26 protein-coding genes are annotated in these 22218 nt (G+C 58.4%); 1 reads left to right on the top strand and 25 read right to left on the bottom strand.

Annotated elements, in window-relative coordinates; all coding sequences use genetic code 11:
* The first annotated feature begins 129 nt into the window (after window positions 1–129).
* Window positions 130–1185 (top strand): acyltransferase family protein, encoded by a 1056-nt coding sequence (locus tag EET67_RS02160; protein WP_128624546.1) that lies wholly within the window; start codon window positions 130–132, stop codon window positions 1183–1185.
* Window positions 1186–1211: 26 nt separating this feature from the next.
* On the opposite strand, the gene EET67_RS02155 is transcribed toward EET67_RS02160, so the two are convergent.
* From EET67_RS02155 to EET67_RS25515, 25 genes are all read right to left on the bottom strand, one after another.
* On the bottom strand, window positions 1212–3791 hold the full coding sequence (locus tag EET67_RS02155; RefSeq protein ID WP_128624545.1) for a phage tailspike polysaccharide lyase family protein: 2580 nt from the start codon (window positions 3789–3791) through the stop codon (window positions 1212–1214).
* 67 nt (window positions 3792–3858) lie between these two features.
* Window positions 3859–5613, bottom strand: coding sequence for a phage tail protein (locus EET67_RS02150; protein ID WP_425359495.1), 1755 nt, complete (start codon window positions 5611–5613; stop codon window positions 3859–3861).
* Between the two features lie 104 nt (window positions 5614–5717).
* Entirely contained in the window at window positions 5718–6101 is a 384-nt protein-coding gene (locus tag EET67_RS02145) for a DUF6950 family protein (RefSeq protein ID WP_128624543.1), read from the bottom strand.
* A gap of 21 nt (window positions 6102–6122) precedes the next feature.
* Window positions 6123–6713: a hypothetical protein gene (locus tag EET67_RS02140; RefSeq protein ID WP_128624542.1), complete on the bottom strand. Its 591-nt coding sequence runs from the start codon at window positions 6711–6713 to the stop codon at window positions 6123–6125.
* Window positions 6714–7376: a hypothetical protein gene (locus EET67_RS02135; RefSeq protein ID WP_128624541.1), complete on the bottom strand. Its 663-nt coding sequence runs from the start codon at window positions 7374–7376 to the stop codon at window positions 6714–6716. It abuts the gene before it with no gap.
* 1 nt (window position 7377) lies between these two features.
* Window positions 7378–9972: a tape measure protein gene (locus EET67_RS02130; protein ID WP_128624540.1), complete on the bottom strand. Its 2595-nt coding sequence runs from the start codon at window positions 9970–9972 to the stop codon at window positions 7378–7380.
* Window positions 9973–10551: 579 nt separating this feature from the next.
* Window positions 10552–10944, bottom strand: a complete 393-nt coding sequence (locus EET67_RS02125; RefSeq protein ID WP_128624539.1) for a gene transfer agent family protein — start codon at window positions 10942–10944, stop codon at window positions 10552–10554.
* 3 nt (window positions 10945–10947) lie between these two features.
* Window positions 10948–11394, bottom strand: coding sequence for a phage tail protein (locus EET67_RS02120; RefSeq protein WP_128624538.1), 447 nt, complete (start codon window positions 11392–11394; stop codon window positions 10948–10950).
* Window positions 11395–11456: 62 nt separating this feature from the next.
* On the bottom strand, window positions 11457–11852 hold the full coding sequence (locus EET67_RS02115; RefSeq protein ID WP_128624537.1) for a DUF3168 domain-containing protein: 396 nt from the start codon (window positions 11850–11852) through the stop codon (window positions 11457–11459).
* On the bottom strand, window positions 11853–12329 hold the full coding sequence (locus EET67_RS02110; protein WP_128624536.1) for an HK97 gp10 family phage protein: 477 nt from the start codon (window positions 12327–12329) through the stop codon (window positions 11853–11855). It abuts the gene before it with no gap.
* Window positions 12329–12682, bottom strand: a complete 354-nt coding sequence (locus EET67_RS02105) for a head-tail adaptor protein (protein ID WP_128624535.1) — start codon at window positions 12680–12682, stop codon at window positions 12329–12331. The genes EET67_RS02110 and EET67_RS02105 overlap by 1 nt, the downstream gene beginning before the upstream one ends.
* Entirely contained in the window at window positions 12669–12863 is a 195-nt protein-coding gene (locus EET67_RS02100; protein ID WP_128624534.1) for a hypothetical protein, read from the bottom strand. Before EET67_RS02100 ends, EET67_RS02105 begins: the two co-directional genes overlap by 14 nt.
* Window positions 12864–12881: 18 nt before the next feature.
* Window positions 12882–13292, bottom strand: coding sequence for a hypothetical protein (locus EET67_RS02095; protein ID WP_128624533.1), 411 nt, complete (start codon window positions 13290–13292; stop codon window positions 12882–12884).
* A 9-nt stretch (window positions 13293–13301) separates the two neighbouring features.
* On the bottom strand, window positions 13302–13832 hold the full coding sequence (locus EET67_RS02090) for a head-tail connector protein (protein ID WP_128624532.1): 531 nt from the start codon (window positions 13830–13832) through the stop codon (window positions 13302–13304).
* Window positions 13786–14022: a hypothetical protein gene (locus EET67_RS02085; protein ID WP_128624531.1), complete on the bottom strand. Its 237-nt coding sequence runs from the start codon at window positions 14020–14022 to the stop codon at window positions 13786–13788. The genes EET67_RS02090 and EET67_RS02085 overlap by 47 nt, the downstream gene beginning before the upstream one ends.
* A complete protein-coding gene (locus EET67_RS02080; RefSeq protein WP_128624530.1) occupies window positions 14022–14225 on the bottom strand; it encodes a hypothetical protein in 204 nt (67 codons plus the stop codon). Before EET67_RS02080 ends, EET67_RS02085 begins: the two co-directional genes overlap by 1 nt.
* 47 nt (window positions 14226–14272) lie before the next feature.
* On the bottom strand, window positions 14273–15559 hold the full coding sequence (locus tag EET67_RS02075; protein ID WP_128624529.1) for a phage major capsid protein: 1287 nt from the start codon (window positions 15557–15559) through the stop codon (window positions 14273–14275).
* Between the two features lie 87 nt (window positions 15560–15646).
* Window positions 15647–16279: an HK97 family phage prohead protease gene (locus EET67_RS02070; RefSeq protein ID WP_128624528.1), complete on the bottom strand. Its 633-nt coding sequence runs from the start codon at window positions 16277–16279 to the stop codon at window positions 15647–15649.
* On the bottom strand, window positions 16276–17157 hold the full coding sequence (locus tag EET67_RS02065; RefSeq protein WP_165899759.1) for an NUMOD3 domain-containing DNA-binding protein: 882 nt from the start codon (window positions 17155–17157) through the stop codon (window positions 16276–16278). Before EET67_RS02065 ends, EET67_RS02070 begins: the two co-directional genes overlap by 4 nt.
* Window positions 17158–17257: 100 nt before the next feature.
* The gene (locus EET67_RS02060) at window positions 17258–18097 is read right to left on the bottom strand and encodes a hypothetical protein (protein ID WP_128624526.1); all 840 of its coding nucleotides are present in this window, start codon (window positions 18095–18097) and stop codon (window positions 17258–17260) included.
* Window positions 18087–19340 carry a phage portal protein gene (locus EET67_RS02055; RefSeq protein ID WP_128624525.1) on the bottom strand — a complete coding sequence of 418 codons (1254 nt, stop codon included), beginning with the start codon at window positions 19338–19340 and terminating at the stop codon, window positions 18087–18089. Before EET67_RS02055 ends, EET67_RS02060 begins: the two co-directional genes overlap by 11 nt.
* The gene (locus EET67_RS02050; RefSeq protein ID WP_281010978.1) at window positions 19340–20881 is read right to left on the bottom strand and encodes a terminase large subunit; all 1542 of its coding nucleotides are present in this window, start codon (window positions 20879–20881) and stop codon (window positions 19340–19342) included. The genes EET67_RS02055 and EET67_RS02050 overlap by 1 nt, the downstream gene beginning before the upstream one ends.
* Window positions 20882–20937: 56 nt before the next feature.
* The gene (locus tag EET67_RS02045; RefSeq protein WP_245450660.1) at window positions 20938–21372 is read right to left on the bottom strand and encodes a phage terminase small subunit P27 family; all 435 of its coding nucleotides are present in this window, start codon (window positions 21370–21372) and stop codon (window positions 20938–20940) included.
* Window positions 21373–21516: 144 nt separating this feature from the next.
* Entirely contained in the window at window positions 21517–21825 is a 309-nt protein-coding gene (locus tag EET67_RS02040) for an HNH endonuclease signature motif containing protein (RefSeq protein WP_128624523.1), read from the bottom strand.
* A gap of 21 nt (window positions 21826–21846) precedes the next feature.
* Complete coding sequence (locus tag EET67_RS25515) at window positions 21847–22023, bottom strand: hypothetical protein (RefSeq protein ID WP_165899758.1); 177 nt, start codon at window positions 22021–22023, stop codon at window positions 21847–21849.
* Window positions 22024–22218 lie beyond the last annotated feature (195 nt).

Genomic DNA, 22218 nt, shown 5'->3' with positions numbered 1-22218 from the left:
GTGGGCACGGTTCTGTCCATGGTGATTGTCCTTTTATCGGAGGGGGCGGCCTTGTCAGCGCCGGGGGGGGTGGGTTGAAAATCCACCGGATTGGTGCGAAGGCTGCCCGGTTATCGGGGGATCGGCAGAATGCAGCACATCTACGGCTTCAACGCTCTTCGCGCGTTTTCTGTTCTGCTTGTCATCCTGTCGCACGTTGGAATTGTGCAACAGGTGCAAAGCCCATTCTGGAAACAGTTCTTCACCGTATTCAACGCCAATTACGGCGTGAAAACATTCTTCGTCTTGTCGGGTTTTCTCATCACCATCCTACTGATCAAGGAGTACGAGAAAACCGGCGGGATTAATGTCTTGCATTTCATGGCCCGACGCGCTCTTCGCATCCTGCCGCTTTACTTCCTTGTATTGGCACTGCTGTCCGTTTTTATCTGGGCTGGGATTGCGCAACCAGCATGGGCTGCAATGTGGTACAGTGCGCTTTACGTCTTCAATTTCATCCCCAAGGCAGACACGGTAAACTATCTGAGCCACCTGTGGAGCCTGGCAGTTGAAGAACAGTATTACCTGATCTGGCCTTTCGTGTTCGCCTTGCTTTCGCCCCGAAGGGGTTTTCTGGTGGCGGGCTGCGTTGCGTTCATAACAATCTGCTACTTTTCATGGACCGCGCCTTGGCCACAGTTCTCCGATACACATTACACCAATAGGTGGACGATACCGGCTATCTACCCGATCCTGTTCGGCTCGCTGATGGCAATCGTCAACGCGCCTCTATTTTTCATATGGCGCAGCCCGGTCGCGCTGGCGATCTCGCTAGCGGCGATTTCCTTGCCCCTGTTTCTACCCCTCACAGCAGCAATTGAGTTCGCCGGGACGGCCGGAATTGCTGGCGTGATCGGTTGGGTCTTTCTCAACCAGCACCGCCGTGCGGTTCACCTGATGGATTGGGGCCCGATTGGCTACATAGGCGTAATCAGCTATGGCCTGTACATGTGGCAGGGCATCCTGACCGGGAACGGCCCCTATCGCGTTACAGCAGGATGGCCACCTGAACCGCTGATAGGGGCGGCACTAACCTTCATTGTGGCGCCGCTATCCTTCCACCTGTTCGAGCGACCAATATCGAACATGAGACGATATTTTCGCTCATCCCGCCCAGTGTTGCGGGAGATGCCTACCAGCAATTGAAGCTTGTCATTACCCTCAGCCCGCGCTTAGACATCCTGTATTCCTGCCGTCCAGTGCATCGATACAACGTCACCCGCAGTAAACGCGGCTGGCGCGACAATGGCAGGACGAATGTATGTGCTGCTCAATTCATAGATTTTTGGCGATGCTGGCTGACCGGCCGTCAAGCCGCTTGATGTACCCGCCGCCAAGGAGACGCCTGCAGTAGCGGACGGCATCTTTGAATATTTATAACGGAAGTTCTGCGCCGGGGCTGCGTTCACCTGGTTGGCCTGGGTAGTGAAGTCCACCTTGCCGCGCTGCGTCATCTCGCGTGTCGGGACGCCCGCCAACGATGACTGGCTCAGAAGCAACGCTGTTCCAGACGGTGCGAATACATGGTCTACCACGATTCCGTTGGATGCCATCGGCGTCGTTACGGTATCCCTGATCCATGCAACCGTTTGAAGCGCTGTTGCGCGATGGACAACCACACCATCGATTATAATCGTCGCCTTCTTGGCATTGCCGCGATGGTCATAATGAAACAATTTCGAGTTGACGCCGCCCGCTACATCAAAGGTGTTGTTGTTTGCAACCAGTAGCAGATCATCGCGAAGGCCCTGCAGGCCTGTTGGTGTGTTTCCAGGTCCGTACGCGACCATATGGAAGTACGCGTTTGCGGCGCCGTCGCCGTCAGAGATAATCGTGTTGTCGCTAAAGGTGTATGTACCGCCGACGATCTCAGTGCCGAACATACCTATGCCGCTGGCTGTCTTGTCGCCCCGAATCGTACAGCCGAGCCATGACGTATTGCGCCCGCCAAGCGCGCCCTGATTTCGGAACGTGCATCCTTGGTAGGTGACGCAATCGCAGTTTCCATGCGCATCTCCGGCCCCGATATCGACCGCATTGGACAAGATCGCATTGTGTATCCTGGCCTCACGCGTTGGAACACAATTGACTTCATCGAAGCCGCCGAGAGCTACCGCGTGGCGCGTGGCGTTGATGGCGGGACCGCTGATGCGGAGATTCTGCGAGTTCGCAATCGAAATGCCGTATTCATCGCTGACGACCGGAGAATTATTGAGAACGGAAGGATCATCGATCACCACATCATAGCAGCGCTTGATTTGGATTAAGGCATAAGCACCTTTGGAGCCCTTTATCCTTCCGATGCGAACGCCGTCACCGTAGTCGATCTGGATCGGCGCCTTACTTGCGGTCGCGCTTGGGATGACCGTGATTTCATCGATATCGACAGAGACACCATCGACCCGATACACTTGCATGTTGGCGGCGGTGTACGGATCATACGTCTGACCATAGATCGTGACCGTGTTCCCGCTGATCGAATGGACCCGGCAAAACTCACCCTCGCGATACGATGCGCGATGTCCTGACCATGAATAATCGGTAGGATTGTAGAGACAGAGGAGATCGAACTCCTCGATACCATCAACGGAGGTAAAGGACAGCGTACGGCTACCTTTGGCTACGTTGGCAGAAAGATCTCCAACCCTTGTTGCAATTCCAGAGGTGGCCAGTTGCCCAGTGCCGGCCGAGAAATCGAGCGTGCCCACCCCCCTGACCTTCAGGTCGTGATTGCACGTCAGATCGCCGTCGAGCTTATAGATGCCGCGCGGGAGATAGATTTCTGTCGCGCCGTGGTCGAGCATAGCCTGGAATGCGGCGGTCTGGTCGAAGGCGCTGTTACGATTGACGCCGAACATCAGCGGATTGACCACTTCCTCAGCAATCTCATACCAGACCACAGTCACAGCATCAGACAGCGTGATCGAGAACTTGCCCGCATGTGTCGGTTCAACTGCGACCTTCTTATAGAGAGCGCCGCCACCATCACCCGCAAACGTGTATCCGGCCAGATTAATGAAATCCGGCGCCACGGCCGGCGCATAGGCTTCTGCCGCTGCCTTGGTGGCGAAGATGTTCGGAACGACCGACGACATGGCCGCCTGCGCGGCCGCAACCGCCGCCTGCGCATCAAGCACCGCTTGCTCGACCAGCGCCAGCATCGCTGCCGTAGCCGCTTCACTCAGCAGCCGGAAATCCGAGCCGACCTTAAAGCCTGCAATCTGCATTCCAGCCGTCAGATAGCCGGCCTGCATCGCATTGCCGGACGAACTGATGATGTTGAGCGCAGGCCCGCCGTTGAACGATACCGTCGCCGGCCCGGTGTTGTCGGCCGACACATTGACCGTGACCAGCGCGCCGCCGTCTGCAGTTGGAACCGGGATGCTCGTCGTGGCAACAATGGCATTGGCCGTGCCGGCGCCTGCATTGGTGGCCTTGATGAAGCTATACGGCAGGTCGAGCAGGCGCACCCACGAGCCGGCTCCTGAGGCACCCTGCTTCTGATAGATGCCGCTCAAATTCGGGTCCGGATCGATGACCCAGGCCATCGTGAGCGACGGATAGTTGAGCAGCGTCGGCAGATTGGCGGCGCCTTGAACGATCGTACCGCCGCCCGAGACAAAAGCGTTGATGATCGTCTCGTAGCCGGTCAGAAGTTCGCGCACTTCCGCCTTTTTCGGCTTATTCGCGCCGCTGGACGCAACACCATCGGTGACAAAATCGCGGAACACGTTTTCGGCGGTCTGCGCCATATGGATTCTCCAAGTCTAGAGACCCCACCGAAACGGCAGGGCGGAAATGCTGTGCTGGTTGGCTAGGTCAGGGGACGGAGTCGGCTATGACGACGGTGCTTGCGGACCAGTCACCAGCCCGGCCTTTTTCCGTCACGTAGCGGAGCTGGAACTCGTATTCTTCGTCTTCGACGAGCGTTGAGCTGTCGGCGGTAGTGGTGCCTTCCTCGATCGGAATGCTGTTCCATGTGCCGCTGGACGTGATCTTGTAGCGCGCCTCGATCGACAGGATTGCGCTGGGCGATGGGCTGAAGGACAGATGCGCTATCGGCCCAGCGAGGATATCGACGGTCGGTGCGTCTGGAACCGGGACCGTATTGTCTACCTCGGTTTCGTCATAGACCGGCGCATCGCCTTCCTCCTGCGCCGCATTCCAGTCATAGGCGGCCGATGGCATCGATTGCACCTGCAGCGTGACGCCCTGCAGGATACCGCCCTCGCCAATGTTGAAGCGGAAGTCTTGCACCTCGAACACCGAATTGATCCCGAACTTCGGAAACGAAATCCGCACGAAGCGCTCACCGAAGGCAGCAAGTCCACCGAGATTGCACTGGAACTGGCCGACCCAACTCGGATTTGCCCGGAATGCGGCAAGTTTCATCAGACGCCGCGCCTGGCTGTGAGACGGCGCCATGATGAATTCCATGTCGGTGGCAATCTCGCCGCGGTCGCCCACATCTGCGGCATCTACCCATGGATCCGCATCCGCGCCCTGATAGTCCTGCGCAGGATCCAGATATTTGGCCCGGATCGTGTTGGCGGAGGTGAGCACGTCGCGCCCGCGACCGACCTCGGAGAAACCAACGATGGTGCTTTCATCGATCGTGACGGTCGGCTCCTGCCATTCGCCGATGTCCAGCGTCAGGCCGCCGTCCGGTGTCGGAACCAGCCTGCCGTCGCACGATGCCATCATGCGGCCCAGCACGTCGGCTGGCCGCTCCTCAAGGCTATACGAGCCCCACAGCCGATAACGCGGCTCACTGCCCGCTTTGGTGGCAATATTCGTGGCGGCACGGTTATAGGCGGTCACCCACCCGGCCTGCGCCAGCGGCGTAGAAACAATGCTTTCCGGAAGGCGCATGCCGTCCTTGTGAACGACATAATCGCGGATCACGGCAGCGGCGTTGTCGTTCCATTCGGTTGCGGAGGTGACCGGGTTCTTGACCTGGGCGCTACGGATCACGAGCCGGTAGTTCGTATTTACGCCGCTTGGAAAGCGCGACAGATAAAACTCCTGCCCGGAGGCGAACTGCTTGGCGTAGAGGCTGGCGACACCATCGCCCCGATGGTCCGATGTCCATTCCGGGAACACGGATGCCAGTTCGCTGTAGTGCGTTTCCGTAGCTGCCCCGAGCCGCGATTTGATCTGGACGACAGACCCGATGGGCGTCCCTGTCGATGCCCACGGCTCCTCGACGACACCACCATCGACATTCAGCGTCACCTTTGTGTCGTCGAGCCAGTATTCTTCGACCGCATCGATCGGTCCCTGGCCGATTGCCAGGACCTTGTAGAAGTCCCCGCCCTTCGCCTCGGCAAATGTCCATGGACCGGACACCTTGACCCGCCCATAATGGCGCATCCTTGGCGAAATCGGGTTCTTGACCGACTGCTGCACATCCTCCGGCTTTGGCGCTTTCGGAGCGAATATCGAACTGGCGAGATAGGAAAGGCCGATCGACAAACCGATGGACACAGCGCCCGTTATGGCCGCAATGGCGAATGCCGAGCCGGCAAGAGTTGAGCCGGTGGCAACCAGCGTTGAAAACACAATGCCTTCGATGAAGCCGAAGGTCTTATAGAGCTGCGGATTGCGAAGGGCAGTCGTGTCTTCGAGGAAATTGTTGAATCCTCGCAGATGCTGCCGCCTCAACTGCAACGAATTGTTCATATGGCCCACGCCTTCCAGACATTTTCGAGCGGCGCGCCGATTAGTCCGTCCTCGTGACGCGAGAACCAGATCGAGCCGGTGTGAATGGCGATGCACAGGCGCTTGCCGAAGATCACCAACCCAAGGTCGCCGGTCCTCGGCTCCTTGGTCCTACTGAAGCCAGCGGCGCGCATGACCCGATTGAAGGGAACGGCAATGCCGCCTGTTTCACCAAGCCACGCCTGTGCCTCCTCGCGGCTTTGATGGTGGCGGCCATATCGGCCCATGGGCGAGAAACCGCGCACATGCTGGACCCACCGGTCAGCTGTCGAAGCGCAATCGGTTTCGCCCCACGCGAAAGGCTTCCGCGCCTCTGCGGCGACAAACTCATCGACTGTCAAATGTTGGGCTCCGGCCGGCTCTTAGTAGTCCGGGTAGGTGAAGCTTTTGAACAGCAGCGACGGCGTGAACTGGAAGAACTTGTCACCCGGCGAGCGCTTCTGCTGGTCGCGGTCGGTATAGCGGCCATAGGGAGGCCGGGAGCGGTTGAAGAAAGCGTTCTCGGCCTGCATCGAGATTGACTGGATTGCACCTTCGGTGCCTTGCATCGGCGTGCGCGTTATCCGCGGCGGCTGCATGAAGCCCCACCAGATACCGATAGGTGCGCCCGCCGCCTGCCAGTCGGCATCGAACAGTTGCAAATAGACCGTGACGAGCCGTTGCGCGGAGTCCTGGTTATCTTCCAGCGCCATCCTGAGAAGATCGGTTGCCTGATCCGGAAGGCCGTTAAGCTGGAACGTCACCGCCTCTGCCGCCGTGCCCGTAGGTGCCGATAGCCCGTCGATCACGCCCGCGCCATGCATCGGCTTCCATGTCTGGCCGCCGGTCATCAGATCGGTGTTGCCATTCCACAGGTATGAGGTGCCGGACTTGAACTCCATTTTCGTCAGGAAATCGACGCGCACCGTCGATGCTGACAGCGCGGCAATCTGATCGGACGTGAAGAAGGCCATTCACAGATCCTCGATAAAATTGACGGTCGGGCTGCCGAACCGGCGCAGCGCCAGATCAAGGTTCATGGCGTCGTCGGTCGCCAGCTTCATGCGCACCACCGGGTCGTCGAACTCCAGATTGGTGCCAGCCGGAACAGCCTCGCGCAGCGGCGGCCGGAAGGTGATTGCACCGGTATCGGCATTGAAGGACCGTACTCGGTAGAGCCGCTCACCAACGCTAAAATGCTGACCGGGCTCGATCGTCCCGGCGTAGTTCACCGACACTGTGCCAGACACCGCGCGCAGCGCCATCGACCCAACCGTCACCACATCGATGACACGACCGGCATAGCCGGTGTCATCATCGAAGAAGGCGTCGTCGGAATGCGGAACTTGATCATAGAGCGGCTCGGAGCCTGCCGGCACCGGCTGATAGCCGCGGCACAGTGGAACCAGAATAGAGTTCAATCTCCCCTCAAGCAGGTTCGCAATGGCACGAAAGGCAAGAACGCGGTCGCGGCGATTGATTACAATGCCGCCAAGCTTCGCCTTCCAAATGCCTGCGTCCGACGAGACAACTTGCGTCGCGCCGGACACAGATGACGGTGCCGCAAGGTTTCGCGGCGCGATGTCGAACGACACGTCGCGGGCAGGCAAGACGTGAATGGGCCAACGAATGGTCATGTTACATCTGCCTCGCCTGTGTATTGGCGATCTTGCCGCCGAGCGTCGAGTTCAATTGCCGGTCGTATTGGCTAAGACCGGCGCTCACGCCTTGACGCACAAGGCTGATGACATGATCATCGCCATTGGCGCCCTCAACGTTGACGTTGATGTTGACTTTCTGCGGCACCGATGGAGCGCCCGCCTTCGCGCCCTTCGGGATCACCACTTCACCGCGCTGGAGGATTGCGGGCACTTCTCCCGGCATAAGGCCTGCAATACCGCCCTTGTGGTAACGTCGCGCGCCGGCGAATGCCGAAGGTGACACCGCGCGGCCATGACCATATCCGTCCCGGCCTGCTACGCCACCGCTATGCAAAATGCCGGGAATGATCGCCCCACCAAACAGGCCGCCACCACCACCAAACAGGCCGCCACCGCTAAACATGCTATTCAGTGCCATATCCAGCAGCTTGTCGGCTACCTTGCCCAAGGCGTTGGCAAGGGCTTCTGATGCGGACTTGCCTGCTTTCAGGTCGCTGATAAAACCGCCCAGAACATCCTTACCGAGTTCGCGCATGTCATCTGCTGCCTGCCGGGCACGGTCTTGGCTTTCAGCAAGTTTTTCTGCTTCAACACTCGCATTGGCATAACCAGTTGCAAGCTCGTCGATCTTCGCAGCAAGTTCCGGCGTAACCGCGATGCCCGCCTTCTTGGCCGCAGTAAGTAAGTCCTGTTTGGCGCGCGCCTTTTCCAGCGCAAAGCCATAATCATCGATAAGCGGGTTAATTCCCGCCATCGCGGCGGTTTCTGCTTGCAGGGCAGCGGTGCGTTCTTTGATTTGCTCGATCTCGCGGGCGAACTCGTCTTGTTTGGAGCGGCCACCGCCTTTTTTCTTCTTGCCCCCACCGTCACCCGCGCCAGCGATACCTTTGCCAAAGCCGGCAGTGTTTTCACCTAGGCCGGCTAGCGCGTTGCCGCGGCTTGTTTCACGCTCCAGTTCTCTGCGGGCGTTAGCAACCTCGTTGGCCTTAGCAACGATGGCGTCTACAGCGCCATTAGTGGCATCCGTGATGCCCTTTCCGGCCATGCCAAGATAGTCGACGGTCTCGCGGTTTATTGCGTCGTTCCAAGCACCCGCAGCGGCCTTTGCCGCCCCGGCATAGGAGTTTTCAATACGGCCCAACTGTTGTGTGGACAGTTCGCCTATGGGCGCAATGCCCGCAAAACCACTAAGGCTATTAATGGAACGAATAGCTGCGTTTACAGCTTGAATTACCTTGTTGATGCCGGCCTCAACGCCCGCAATCATCGTATTCATAGCTGTGACGACTGCGCTTCCGACCGCATTAGGGACCGCCGCGAAGGCAGCCTGTATCAAGTCCGCCATACGGGCAAAGGCGTCGATGATCGAATTGACGCCTGACTTAACCATCTCCCACAGGCCGGACAGGGACGTCCCAACGCCAGACAAAGCACTATTGATGCCGTCGACGATCGTGTTGAACGCCTCCACAACCGTCTGCTGAACTGCGGAAGCCCCGTCGCCCAAGACCTGCCACAACGCCGATGCGTAGTCGCCGAGCGTAGCTAGGCTGCCCTGAAGCGGAACTATTTCGTCCCACAACTGACTAATCGCATAAGCAGCGGCACCAACTGCAGCAGCAAGCGCGACAAAAGGGTTGGCTAGCGCGCCCACTGCGGCTAGCGCTGCGCCCCGGCCAAACGTTGCCGCGAGTACTACGCCTGCCGCAGCGGCAGCGTTTGCGACAGAGTCGATATTGCCGGCAAGCGCGCCGAGGATTGTGTTCAGCGTCTCCGTTAGGCCAGACGCCTCAGCCATCGTCCCGATGTATTCGGTAAGGTTGTTTTTGACCTTGAGAAACCCATCACCGATGGTCTTGTTCGTTGCATCGAACTGCTTCTGGATGTCGGGCAGCGCGGCCAAGATAGCCTTAAATACGCGATCAGAGGTAAGCTCCCCGTCCGCACCGAGTTTCTTTAGCCCCGCAATAGTCGTATCGAACTCTTTGGCAATAGCCGCCGCGATAACGGGGGCGTTCTCTCGGATTGATCGAAGCTCGTCACCCTGCAGGAAGCCAGACCCAAGCGCCTGACCAATCTGGATAAGGCCAGCCTCCATCTCCTGCGCGGATGCCCCGCCTGCCTTGAACGCCTTGGCAATAGCGTTCGTTACGTTAGCAACCTCTTGCTCAGACTTTGCTACGCCGGCAGACGATCGGATAATGCGCGCATACAGGTCGGAATACATCGCCAGCGATGCGCGGGCGTCGTTTGCGTCCTTTGTCAGATCTTGAAGCGAGCGAGACTGAACGCCCGCAGCAGTCGCGGACGCGCGGATCTTGTTCCTCGCTTCCGTCCATGCGTCAGCGTACTGCGCGATTTCGCGCACGCCGAGACCGCCACCGACCAGAGCCGTGGTGTTCCGAAGCGTGTTCGCTAGTGACGCGGAAACGTTCTTCGACATTCTGTCAAACCGCTTCTCCATATCTCTGGATTTACGGTTAGTGATGCCGAGCGCCCTATTCAGGGCGTTCTCATACTTTTTGACATCCGCGCTAAGCTGGACTACAAGACGCTCTATGTCAGTGGCCATCTATACTTCCCGAATTGTTCTTGTAGCGCCCCTGCTTGCGCCAAGTGCGGCGCTTGCCCAGGACCCGTACACAGCAGCGAAAGAGATGTTTGACGCCAACGTTGAAACCCTGGCGTCATTCCGCATGTGCGCGGAAACAATCGGGCTACCCGCACTCTACGAAACGTACAGGCACGTCGCTATCAACGATCTGACAATGGCTGGTAAGTCCCGGAGCGAAGCAATACTTCTAGTCGACGACATCGATAGGAATCTCCAAGGCGCGCAAAGGATAACAGATCGCGACGCCTGCCAGGTTGTAACGACAGACGCCACAAAGAGGCTTGAACTCGCTCGCGCCCGTTTCAAGGTTGCCGTCGGTCTGGATTAGGCCGACTCGCTAAGAGTTTATCCAGTCCCAAAGCTCGTCCACTTCGGAGGCGCTTAGTCCTTCCTCGCCACTGTTCGCCTTGAAGTGCCCCTCCGCCGCAGCCATAAACTGCCACATTGACATGGCGTCAACTTGCTGTGGCGTGAAGCCCATCACGGCGCCGTTGCCGTAGAGCGACGAGAACCTTATTTTCCCGCGCGGCAAGTCGTCTAGTTTGTCACCGTTTGACTTGCCGCATCGGCTTCCCCCACCGTTTCGTCCTTCGCGCCCATCAGCCCTGCGCCAAGCACCTTGGCGGCAACCTCTAGGTTCGCGTCTGGTGGCATCGCCTCCACGTAAAGGCTGACAAGTTTTTTAGCCTCATCAGCCGGTTTTCCGCCACCGATAAGGCCCCACCGGATGACCTCGCGGATATATTCGATCCGCATGCCTTTGGCGGCAGACGGGTCGAGCAACATACGTGCAGACGCAAGGAACTGGCCATAGATGTAGTATGGGCCAGCGTCTACCGCCTCTTGAAGCTTGATTATCTCTTTCCAGCCAAGGCGGAAGGTGTAGTCACCATCCGCCCAAGCCAGTTCAATAGAGCCGTCCCTCGACATTCATTACACCGTCGGCGCGCTAGTGCGGACCATTTCGCCGTCAGACTGCATAGAAACCGAAATCGTAGCCCGCTCTCCGTTGTTGGCACCGACCTCCAGCGATTCCACCTGCATCTTGCCTGTGTACGTGTAGGTTGTCGCCGGGAACTCTATCTCAATTTTCACGTCGACCGAGTCGATGCTTTCGCCTGCATCCAACCAAGCCTCAATGGACTCGGAAGCAAGAACGCCCTCACCGCTGATGGACATAGACAAGGATGCAGCATCGCGGCCGACCCAATCGACCTTGTCCGGATCAAGGCAGTCCGGAATAGTGACTTCGTTCAAATTCTTGCTAAGCGTGAGGCTGCGCTGCGTCAGGCCGCACGGTGCGGCGTAGACGGCGGGCGAACCGCCATCAGAAAGCATAACGCGGATTTTCCCGCCCTTGATCGTCGTGGCTTGGGCCATTCAATTCTCCATATGAAAAAAGGCCGCTCACTGGCGGCTATTTGGTGATGTGTGGTGCGCGGTTACGGCTCTTCGATTATGGCCGTGTAGCGGATTGACGCCTGCCGTATCTGCTCATCTTCGATGTAGTCGGTGCGCCAATGGTCGAACGTCACAACTGCATTAGTTGCAAGCGATGGTTCCCAGCCGCGTAGCGCGGAACGCACTGCGCCAGCGACAAGCCTGACTTCTGACAGAACGCTGGCGTCAGACCAGCAATCTACCTGTATCATCGCCTCGCCGCCGTAAACGCAGTCCACGTCTTCGGTGACATAATTTCCGGGGCCGATGCTGATGTACGGCATCGTCGCGCCAACAGGTGGTGTGTCGTATATCTTCTGGCCAACCAGCGCCGTAACGCCCGCCTGCGACTTCAGCCGCGACAGTATGGCGGCCTGTAGTTCAAGAACTGGATCCATTTAACCGCCGCCCCCGCCACCCGCCGCCACCTGTTTTGCTGATTTTGTAATGGCGCGCGTTATGCGCGACTTGGTGCGGCGTCGTAAGGCGCGCCAGGACACGAAGAAGAATGGCTGCGCCTTTGTGCCGGGGTGCATACTGCCCGCGAACTTGCCGCCATTGACGTGTGCGCGAGTCGAAAATTCTACAAGGTGGGCGTAGCGCACCTTATTGTTGCCGGCGAAGATCGTAAGTGCCAGCTTGCCATCGCGCGCTTTGATGGACGCTATGCGCTGGCTATATTTCGGTGCCTCGCCCCACGTCCACCCGATGCTATCGCGTAGGTCGCCACTATCAACAGCAACCAGCGACTTCATCATGGCGACGATTTCGTTAGCGCCTTGCTCCATCGCCTCCTTAACAGCCATCTCGGCCGCCTTTGGTAGCTTCTTAAGCTTCGCGTTAAGGCGCTTCAGCCCGATTATCTTCGTGGCCACTACGTCACCGTTTCCGTAACCAGCAACTCTAGCCATGCTCCCCGCCCATCCGGGTCCGCAATAGCCTTGATGTCGAACATCCGCGCCGTGTTGCGCGCGTCCTGCAACTTATGGGCTGGCGTGATGGCTCTTGTTTGGGTTGACGAGCGCAGCGTGACCACGAACGGTTGCGCGCCCGCCAACCGCGAAGCCATGACGGCCTCACCGCCCCTATTCGGATGGAAGTGAGCGGCGACGGTGGCGATCGTGCCGAACACCTGCTTCGTTCCGCCGTAGCCGTCTGGCTCTTCCGTCCAGCCTTGTATGTTCACTCGCTCGCGCAAAGCCCCGGCACGCCTATTATTCTGCGGCATCGGTCAGCTCCTCTGGCGGGCTGTCGCGGCTTGTTTTGCGCATCCGCACCGCCTTGCCGGCAGCCACAGCAAGCGTGGCGCAACGTGCCGTAACGTTCTGCGTCATGCCGGCTTTGTAAGCCACGGTGACGCCGTGGCGGGGCGACCAGTCCATGTCGCTCTCAAATCGAACCCATGCCATGGTCGCACTCCTTCTTTGTTACAAGCTCACGCCCGGGAACTGAATCCCAAGCGCCAGAACGCTCGTGGACTTCGCCAAACCCAGCAGACAGACGTATTCACCCGCGCCAATGTCGGCCACAGGGCAAATCCCGCCCGGCGTGTCCGATAGGTAATATGCCGTTCCAGCCGTAAGCACGGCGCCAAGCGTTATGTCACCATTCTTGGCGACCGTAACCGGCTGATTCAAAGCCGCACCATTCAGCGCAATGCCCGTCGCCTTGCGCGCCTCTGCGGTCGCACTGTTCGAATCCGCAAGCATCCACTTGTTGGTGGTCGAACTGCGGTAAACAGCCTGACCGGCCGTGATAGCCTCACCCGCCGTGCCGCTATCGCGCGTAACGTTGCTGGCGGCAACTACCGAAGTCGCCGTAATGGTAATGTCTACCAATATCGTCTCCTAACTGTAAAATCTGTAGTTCGACAGCAGCGCATCGAACGTTGTCCACGGCAACTGCTCGCCAGTCTCGCGATTCTCATACGCGCTATCAATCCAAAGCAGCATGGCGTGACGCACGGCAGGCGGGCATGTTTCGAAGCCCACAGTAGCAGTTACCGTTATCAGGCTGCCGCGCTGCCTTGCTGGCCAAGTCTGGCTGAACTTCAGAATTATGCCGTCGCCGCGCAACTCGTAGACGGTGTCCGGCAGCGTTACGGTTGCGCCATCGCTGTCAACATAGGCGATAGCTGTAATACCGCTCACCGGAAGCACGGGCAGCCGAGCCAGGTCCGACCATGCGTCGGCCTCAATCTCAATATCGCGCGAAGCAAAGGCCGCGCCGCAATACTTCTCAACGTGATCGCGAGCGGCTGAAATCAATTCACCGATATAACCGTCGTGATCGTCGTGGAAGACGTTAAGCTGCTTTTTCGCCGCAGCAACGTCAATCGGCTCGGTCGGCGGAGTCACCACCTTCGGCGTGTACCACATGCTTGCCGCCTCGCTTGCGCTTCTCAAAAACCGGCGCCGCTACGGCCCGCTCAATCTTTTGCCCCGCAACGGGGACAGCAAAACCCGCATCGACAAGGCGAACAGCCTCGGCCTGCGGGAAGTCGCGCTCATCGCCCGGCCCAAGACTGTAGGCCGGGCCGGACAGCCCGACCAACATGCGAACAAGCATTACGCGCTCGCTACGATGCCAACGCCCTTGAGCGCGGCAATAATCGCCACGATGGCAGCACGCGCCTCGGCGTCGGTTGTGGCGCCGCCAGTCGGATCAGCAATAGTTGCAGCCTGCGTGCCGTTGTTCGTAATCTTACCGCCAGGAGCGACAACGAGTTCATCGCCGCCGACCTTGTGGTAAACTTTTGTACTGTAGCTCATTGGCCACCTCCAGAAAGTGGGCGGGCGCTTGGCCCGCCCGTTATGGATTACGGCTGCAGCAAGTGCTTGACCGCCGCGGTATCGCCAAGCTCGCCGTCGAGGAAGATGTAGCCGGCAATTCCGAGGTCGGGCCAATACGACTCACGCTTCACGCCAATGACCGGAGAACCGACCTTGCGAACGAAGTATTTGCCGAAATCGCCAAACAAAATGGACTTCTTGCCGGTGGCAATGCCGTCCATAGCCTGGTTGACACTATAGCGGTAGCCCAGGATCGAGCCGGGGACACCGTTCTGCACGTCGCCGTGCGTCCAGATGTAGTTACCCGCGCCGTCCTTCAGCTTGCGCAACGCAGCAAGCGACAGGTCATTGAACATGAAGCGGACCTTCGGCGACTGGCGGTAAGCCGGGTCGACCGAGTGCACCAGGTCAATGAGTTCGTCGTAGGTCACGCCCGTCGCAACGGCAGCAGTCTTACCGAGCGAAGATGCCGTCACAATGCCGTTCGGGTCGCCAACGCCATCGCCAGTCGTAAGCTGCAGGTTGGCAATGCGCCCAAGACGCTCGCCCAGCAGGCCGCCCAGCAGGCTCTCCATGTTGAAGATGGAATCGCGCGCCAGTTCGAGCGAGAACTTGACCCATTCGGTGTCGTAGCCGTAGGCTTCCAACGACTTCTGGCCGAAAGTGACGTCCTTGCCGCCATCATCGGTCATCGCCGTACCTTCGGCGTGAGCGCCTGCGGTAACGGCGGTGTCGTCAACGGTCGGGATCTTGATCGTCACGCCGGTCGACGTGGAGATAACAGTGCAGACGTCCTCGTCGTACATCGGACCCCAAGCCTTCATGGACTTGATGATCTGATTGGAAAGCTCCACCGGGACCGTATAGCCGCCAGCCGTGGTCGAAGTACCCTGCGTCGAAACCTGCACGCGCTTTTCAGCGTCCTGCTGAACGCCGGCACGAAGAACGTCACGCTCAACAGCGGTCAGCTCATCGAGGCTCGCACCGCGCGACAGGTACTTATAGAACACCTCGCGGTATTCTGGCGAAACGTCGCCCTCGTCCTGGCCGCGCTGCGTGGTGTCGGATCCAACCGGGCGCTTAGCCTTGCGCTCTTCCTCGGCCGCTTTGGCAAGCCGAGCCTCGGCATCAGCAACGCGCTGCTCGCGCTCAATAAGCTTTTCGACCTTATCGAACTCGGCCATAATGTCGTCGTGGCGCTTTTCGAGTTCAGCCGATCGGGCTTCGTCGGTGTTCTTGGTGATTTCGTCGAGCGCCTCGCGGGCGTCCGCGACAAGCTTGTTGCGCTTGTCGTTAAGCTCTTTCAAGCTCATGTGTGTAGTCTCCATATGGAAGTGGCCGCACATAGCGGCATTTGGGAATGAATGGCGGCAGGACCGCCCTCCGGCTGCGCCGGGTTGCTACGGGGTGGCGTCCTGCCGGATACCCCGAATCCTTTGCTCTGTGGTCGCTCTGCGCTCCGCAATGCGGCGCTTGGCGGCCAGGTCGTTTTCCTTCTTGCGCTGCGCCGCCTCGCGGGCTTTCTCGGCCTCTGCGCGCGCAGACTCTAGCGAACGAAGACCAATGCTAGTCCCGTCATACGCGGGCGTAGTCACAATTGATACGTCGTATAGAGACGCCTTCTTTATGGTGCGTAACGGCGGGTCTTGTGCGTCATCCCACTCCTGCACATCAGCGCGAAACGCAAAGGACATCTTATCCAGGTCGCCGCGCTTCATTTTACCTACAATTGACTTGACGTCAGGGTCTTCCGGGTCAAGCACAGTCTCCATGTGAAGGCCGTGCTCATCTTCCGACAGACGCAACGTGCCAGAGCGTGTGCGCGCAAGCGGAAGACCGTCGTGGTTGATTACAAATACGACATCGTCCCTGCCGATAGCCTCAACAAAGGCACCCCGTTCAATAACTTCGCGGAAGTACCCGCCAATGTCCGTGATTTCACCAAACACCGCGGCGTAGCCCGAGACCTTGATGCCATCTTCGTCTGCGCGGATTTCGGCAGGAATGCCGCCGCGGCGCTCAATATCTGTCATGCGGCTACTGCCTCATCCTGATGGTTATCGTTGTCGGCAGCGCACGACTGGCCGAATTTTTCTGGAAAGTTTAAGTAGCAGTTGCCGCCATATGCGGCGTATGCTTCAGAATCGTAGGCTATTGCGGCCTTCTCTGCGGTATCGTAAAGACCCAGGTACCGCTGTGTTCCGTCTATACTGATTCCAGATTCCCACCTGCCGGACTTGTGAAGGTGCACGCCCTTAAAGCCAGACCTTGGCGGCCTTAGCCTAAGCGCTGCCGTCATTCTTTCGCGCGTCTTTTGGCTCTTCTTCACGCCTCTGTGCGCTGCGCCAATCTTTGCGCGAGCCTCTACGCTCATGTTTCGGCTGGCTTCACTAAGCTTGGCGCGGTGTTCGACGGATAGCGGCCGTCCCAGATTTGCGGCTAGCAACCTCTCGTGAACTTCGGGCGGGCGCGGCTTGCCTCGTTTTGATGCAGCCACCTTCTCTCGATACTCTGGGACATTCATTGGATTGTTCTTGCCGCGGCGGGCCTCACTAAGCTTGGCGCGAGTTTCATCCGAAATAACTGCCCCGCTTGGGCCATCTCCGCCATCGGTAAGATTGGCAAGGATGCCAGTTCCCTTGTCTCGTCGACCGAGGAGCCCTATATATGCCACCTCAAGCCGAAAGGCGTCTTCTTCACACAGGCCATCCTGCCATCTAGCAACGAATGGCTCGCTGCCATTGCGGCGGATTTTAGCGACAATCCGCTTAAAAATAGGATTGCGACCTCGTTCGCTTGTGTCCCTTTCGCCTGCACCCTTACCTACATAGAAAGGACGTCCGCCAGGGTAACACCACGCATATACGTAAAAGCGGTACGGATTATTGTCGTTATCGGCAATTCTCGCCATGCAAGTATCCCTCTTGCGCATCCAAGTGGTGCCGCGGCAGGCGCTGGATGGGCGCTTTTCGACTGGCCGGTCTAGCCACGGCAAGAGGCGATACCAAACGTCAGGCTTCGCCCGCCTCGTTGTCTTCGTTGTCGTTGTCAGGCACCCACTTGGCGCCCTTCTTGAGGTTATCCGTCTTCCACAGCGGCTGCAGGTTAGTTAGTGACCAAGCGTCCTTAAAGTCCGCGTCATCTGGAGTGTCATAACTGAATGATGACAGTGGCCTGATATGGTCAATATGCCATTCGCCGTAATTCTCCCACGTCATACCGGGGAGGAATTGCCGCCCCAGATGGTCCTTAAGCTCATCGATTGTGTATCCGAGTAAGCTGAACGTACTACGTTGTGCCTTACTGCCCTTTGTGATGCCGGTCCATATCCGACAACGAATTGAGCTTTCAATGCGAAAGCGCACACACTCGCGGCGACGGCGGCCATACTCCGCATGCTTTGTGGGGTTCTGCTGGTACCACCCGCGGTTATACTCTAGCTTATGGGTCGCATTCTCTGCAGCCCACTCAGCGTAACTCTCCAAGAGCGCTTCTTTATTTTCTTTGTAGTAAGCCTTATTGTATTCTGATACGCGATCTGGATTTTCCAACTTCCACTGCTTGCCGCGCGCAATGGATGCTTCGTGATTTTCGTAGTGCCACTTCAGTGCGCGATCCCTATGGGGCTGCGGGTTTTTCGCGTACCTTGCTCGTGCTTTTTCTAAAAGGCTATCACGATTTTCATAGTGATGTGACAGCGAAGCATTGCGAGCGCACTGCTTGCACCACGGCCGCAGACCGCTCACCACAGTCTTGAGTGGTGAGAAGTCAGATATCGGCTTGACGCATAGACATTTGGTGCACTCCTTGAAGACGCCACCATCTCCCGCACAGATGAGTTCACTCTTCATCCGCCGTACCATCCTTATCGTCTGCTGCGGGCTTGGCGGCGCCCCCGTCCGGCCCATACGTCTGCGTCCCAAGTGGGGCGGTAGCACCCTGAAGGTACAGAACGTCGCCGTGCTCCATGGCGGGCCTATTCTCTAGTGCGCGCGCCTCATTTGGAGTTAGCAGTGCGTTTTGGATCGCCTTGGTGAGTCCATCCATCCTCGTGGCAAAATCGCCGCGAAGTAACCCATCCAGATTATGCTCTACGTACCGATTGCCGCGACCGCGACCGAACAGCTTCAGGTTAAGTTCACCTTCAAGCGCCTTGGCCCACTGGCCGATGTTGTGCTGAACAAGCAACAAATTCTGCTGTTCTGTGTTGCTAAACGTACCGTGGCTCAAGTCCTGCAGGAACACAGGCGGCAACTGAAACGCCCGCGCGATTTCCTCGACCTGATACCGTCTTGCCTCGACCATTTGGCTTTTGGCGGGATCAAGGCCAACCGGCTTTAACTCGAAGCCAGCGGGGATTGACACAATCGGCTTATCCGATTTGCGCGCGGCGTCTACCGCACGGTGAATGTCGTCGTTAGCTCGTTTAATCGCCTCCGGGCCAGCCGGAAGTGGGCCAACAAGCGCCAGCGGAGGAACACCGCCACCCGCGAAGAATTTCGAGCCGTACTCATTCATCGCCAAGGCGAGTTGAATCGCCTTTGATGCCAATACGATCGGCCCGTGATGCTGCAGCCCGTCCGCCTTCAGCATGAACGGGACGTCAATCACGTCTGCGGCCGGGTATTCCTTCTTTTCGAAGGTGTAAGTCACCTTGCCGCCGCGCCGCATCACCGACGTTGCGGTCGGATCCATCGGCCATAGCGCCTCGACGCCCTGCGGCGCTCGCTCAATCCACGCCAGTCCGCGGCCACCAGTAAAGACCTGTTGCCAAAACCACTGGCGGAATTTGAACGAATCCATCCCGTCGTTAGGCGCGTCGTGGACAACCGTGCCCAACTTACCGCCGAGCCGCTCTGCCCCACTCTTTCCGTCACGATATGCATGCAGCGGCAAGGCCGCCATTGTGCGCGAAAGAAATGCAACCGCCGCGGCAACAGCCGGAACGGTTAGCGCCTCATCGATCGTGACGTTCGGCAGATTTACGCCGTTTAGGCCGAAAAATGCCAGAAAATCAGGGCTTGATACGGGAATTGTAGACGTATCCGGCGCAATATCGCGCGTCTCCGCCTTCTGGCGGGTAAATGGCCACATCAGAAGGCTCCTAATTGGGACAAGGAAAAGTTCGGGTCGTCCCAAGGGGAGGTGGCGCTGGCTATCGGCTCGCTTTCGCGCGCCTTCAAACCAAGAGCCATTGCCGTTGAGACCGCTCCATCGATGCGGAATCGCGTCTTGCTTTTGTCCAGTTTGCGATTCCCACTTGCGTCAGTCGTTACGATCGCATTGGCGAAGCAGAAACCAAGCACCGGATTGCCGTCGTGCTTAAGGCGACGGTGGATAACCGATGCTTCCAGCGCCTCAACAGCCGGCGACATGTCTCGGTAGCCCTGCCCCCACGGGATAAGCCGCAGCGCACCATCGTAGGGCTTATCCTTGCCCTCTACGTAAGCGTCTATGCCTGCGCGCTGAAATTCAACCAGCAGAAGCTCTATGCGCCAGCGGTCGTACGCTAGGCCGCGCACCTTGTATGTGTCACGTATTTCAGCAATACGATGCACGACATACGAATAGTCGATCGCACGCCCAGGCGGCGCCTCCAGCCATTTGTCTTTAAACCAAACGTCATACGGCGCACGGTCGCGGTGCGCATGATCGTGTAGCCACTCCTGCGGCTTCCAGTGCCACGCCTTTATGCGATCTTCCTTCGGGTCGGCATTTACGCCAACAAGCGCGGTAAGGTCATTCACGCCAGAGAGATCGAGTGCGAGATAAATTTCCTCGCCATCAATCAGCGTGTCACCCGTCTGACACGCCTTCCATTCCGAGCGCGGGATAAGCGGCGAGGTTTGGTCAACGCGCTGGTTGAGATAAAGATTGCGGAATGACGCCTCCATAGTCCGCATGCGCCCAGCCTGCACGGCCAGCGCGCGTAAGTCGTCTACGGAGCGAAAGTCACCGAGTGCTGGATTTGCGGCAGCCCAAGCGTCCTCATCATCAATGTCCGCCTCGTCATCGGCGCAGTACAGATGCACCAACACAGTGCGGTCGTTCGCAACAAGGCCATCGTCAATCAACTTCGAAAGTGGGTGTTCCGGGTCCGGCGATTGCGTCGAAATCACAATACCAAGCGGCTCTTTACGCGCGCCCTGCGAAGTATTCAGAACCTCATAGAGTTCCTGATCTCGCGCCTGCGCCAGCTCGTCATAAATCCAAACCGATGGATTCAGCCCGTGTTTGGTGCCAGCCTCTGCGGAAAGCGCCCTATAGAAACTGCCGTTCGGCTTGTGCACCAGCGTCTTTGTCGACGGCACCACCGTGATAGGCAATTCGCCAGACGGACCAAATTCCGGCTCCGCTTCAACCAACTGCCGCGCAAATTTGAAGACCTGGCCCGCCTGTTCACGGTCGGTCGCTGCCGAGTAGATCTCACCGTTCGGAATAGCCTCTGGACCAACAAGGTGCGCTAGCACCAACGCAGCAATGAGCATTGTCTTGCCGTTTTTGCGGGCAACCGACAAAATGGCCCGCCGCACGCGGCGGCTTCCATCCATATGAGGCGCGTACAGGTCACGAACAAACTGCCGTTGCCATTCACGTAGGCGGATGAACCCGCCCTGCCCCTCGCCGCTCGGCACGCGAAGCAACTCGATAAAATCGATAACCCGTTGTGCGCGGTCCAGCCCGTTTTGGTCTACGCCTTCTTCGCGCTTTGCCCAATCAGGCCGCTGAACTTGGATTTCGGTTTCTCCTCTGGCAATGCCAGCGCAGCCCGCGCTTTCGGATCCATGCCAAGGCGGTCGCCCATGGACATCATGATGCGCGCCGCATCGTTCTTGATTTTGAACCAGGGGTTGACAGTAAGGTTGCCCGTCGAGCCCGGAACCAATGCGGGCTCCGTCTTTAGCGCCTCCGTCGCGCGCTTGTGGTCTGACCATGCCGCCGCATAAACCGCGATGCCACCAGTGTCCGTTGCGGCATATGTGCCGGGCGGCATAGACGCGACAATCATTTCAAAGCACTGGCGCGCGTCCTCATCCAGATAGTTTGGAATGTAGACGTCGCCATCCGGCTTTACAGACGGCGGGCGCTTCTTGCGCTTGCCGGGGTTGCCCTTAAGCGCCTGCATTTCCGGCGTCTCAGGGCGCGGTCCTCTTGCGCCCATTTATTTCGGCCCTCGTAAAAATAAAACTCAAAACCTGCGGCGTCGCGCGTTCTTGGCCAGCGACGGTCCGCGCAAATCGATCTTTTTAGACTTTGAGGCTACCCCCCGTCACAACGGCCACCCATCGTCACCGAATGCAACCACAGTCTTGCCGCGGTCTTCTGCATCTCCGAACAGGTCATGACAGGCTTTGCAAAGCGCCTCGAATGGCCCGCTCCAGAACTTATCCTCGTCACCCTTGTGCCCGCCGTCCTTATGGTGCACGACCGTAGCCGGCTCCACTATCTCCATCGCCAGGCACATGGCGCATAGCGGATGCTCGGTAAGCACGGCTTCGCGGACGCGCTGCCAACGTGCGGTCTTGTACAATCTACGGTATGCGGTAGCCTCGGCGCTGCGGTAGTCGGGCTTACCCAAGTCCGCCCCAACCTTCGCGGGTCATTCGACTAGCGCCTTGGTTGCGTCGCTGACATTACGAGCGATGCGCCTTACCTTGGCGCCCGTATAAGTCTCTGTGCGGTCCACATCGATAGGTAGGGCATCCGCAACCGCGGCAACAGGTAACGTGGCCACATCGAACGCGGTCGACAGCGTGCGCGATATGAAGTCGAACATGTATCCTCCAGAATAAACGCAGCCCGCCACAACGGACGGGCTGGACCACCGGCTAAGCGGGTGGTGGGTATGGTGTGGAGCGCGGGCGTGATGGCGAAGGTGGCTGGAATCGAACCAACTCAGGCGCGGTTTTGGAGACCGCCGCTCTACCATTGAGCTACACCAACGTGAATCTGTAGCGGCGGGGAGGCACAC

Source organism: Borborobacter arsenicus, from assembly GCF_003934165.1.
Taxonomy (GTDB): Bacteria; Pseudomonadota; Alphaproteobacteria; order Rhizobiales; family Rhizobiaceae; genus Pseudaminobacter; species Pseudaminobacter arsenicus.
Note: the sequence above shows the minus strand (reverse complement) of the source record. Positions and strands in the feature narration are given on the sequence as shown.

What these genes read in the sequence shown, in the direction of transcription:
- EET67_RS02160 (WP_128624546.1), top strand. Translation starts at nt 130, where the DNA reads ATGCAGCACATCTACGGCTTCAACGCTCTTCGCGCGTTTTCTGTTCTG.
- EET67_RS02155 (WP_128624545.1), bottom strand. Translation starts at nt 3,791, where the DNA reads ATGGCGCAGACCGCCGAAAACGTGTTCCGCGATTTTGTCACCGATGGT.
- EET67_RS02140 (WP_128624542.1), bottom strand. Translation starts at nt 6,713, where the DNA reads ATGGCCTTCTTCACGTCCGATCAGATTGCCGCGCTGTCAGCATCGACG.
- EET67_RS02135 (WP_128624541.1), bottom strand. Translation starts at nt 7,376, where the DNA reads ATGACCATTCGTTGGCCCATTCACGTCTTGCCTGCCCGCGACGTGTCG.
- EET67_RS02130 (WP_128624540.1), bottom strand. Translation starts at nt 9,972, where the DNA reads ATGGCCACTGACATAGAGCGTCTTGTAGTCCAGCTTAGCGCGGATGTC.
- EET67_RS02125 (WP_128624539.1), bottom strand. Translation starts at nt 10,944, where the DNA reads ATGTCGAGGGACGGCTCTATTGAACTGGCTTGGGCGGATGGTGACTAC.
- EET67_RS02120 (WP_128624538.1), bottom strand. Translation starts at nt 11,394, where the DNA reads ATGGCCCAAGCCACGACGATCAAGGGCGGGAAAATCCGCGTTATGCTT.
- EET67_RS02115 (WP_128624537.1), bottom strand. Translation starts at nt 11,852, where the DNA reads ATGGATCCAGTTCTTGAACTACAGGCCGCCATACTGTCGCGGCTGAAG.
- EET67_RS02105 (WP_128624535.1), bottom strand. Translation starts at nt 12,682, where the DNA reads ATGCCGCAGAATAATAGGCGTGCCGGGGCTTTGCGCGAGCGAGTGAAC.
- EET67_RS02100 (WP_128624534.1), bottom strand. Translation starts at nt 12,863, where the DNA reads ATGGCATGGGTTCGATTTGAGAGCGACATGGACTGGTCGCCCCGCCAC.
- EET67_RS02090 (WP_128624532.1), bottom strand. Translation starts at nt 13,832, where the DNA reads ATGTGGTACACGCCGAAGGTGGTGACTCCGCCGACCGAGCCGATTGAC.
- EET67_RS02085 (WP_128624531.1), bottom strand. Translation starts at nt 14,022, where the DNA reads ATGCTTGTTCGCATGTTGGTCGGGCTGTCCGGCCCGGCCTACAGTCTT.
- EET67_RS02080 (WP_128624530.1), bottom strand. Translation starts at nt 14,225, where the DNA reads ATGAGCTACAGTACAAAAGTTTACCACAAGGTCGGCGGCGATGAACTC.
- EET67_RS02075 (WP_128624529.1), bottom strand. Translation starts at nt 15,559, where the DNA reads ATGAGCTTGAAAGAGCTTAACGACAAGCGCAACAAGCTTGTCGCGGAC.
- EET67_RS02070 (WP_128624528.1), bottom strand. Translation starts at nt 16,279, where the DNA reads ATGACAGATATTGAGCGCCGCGGCGGCATTCCTGCCGAAATCCGCGCA.
- EET67_RS02065 (WP_165899759.1), bottom strand. Translation starts at nt 17,157, where the DNA reads ATGGCGAGAATTGCCGATAACGACAATAATCCGTACCGCTTTTACGTA.
- EET67_RS02060 (WP_128624526.1), bottom strand. Translation starts at nt 18,097, where the DNA reads ATGAAGAGTGAACTCATCTGTGCGGGAGATGGTGGCGTCTTCAAGGAG.
- EET67_RS02055 (WP_128624525.1), bottom strand. Translation starts at nt 19,340, where the DNA reads ATGTGGCCATTTACCCGCCAGAAGGCGGAGACGCGCGATATTGCGCCG.
- EET67_RS02045 (WP_245450660.1), bottom strand. Translation starts at nt 21,372, where the DNA reads ATGCAGGCGCTTAAGGGCAACCCCGGCAAGCGCAAGAAGCGCCCGCCG.
- EET67_RS25515 (WP_165899758.1), bottom strand. Translation starts at nt 22,023, where the DNA reads ATGTTCGACTTCATATCGCGCACGCTGTCGACCGCGTTCGATGTGGCC.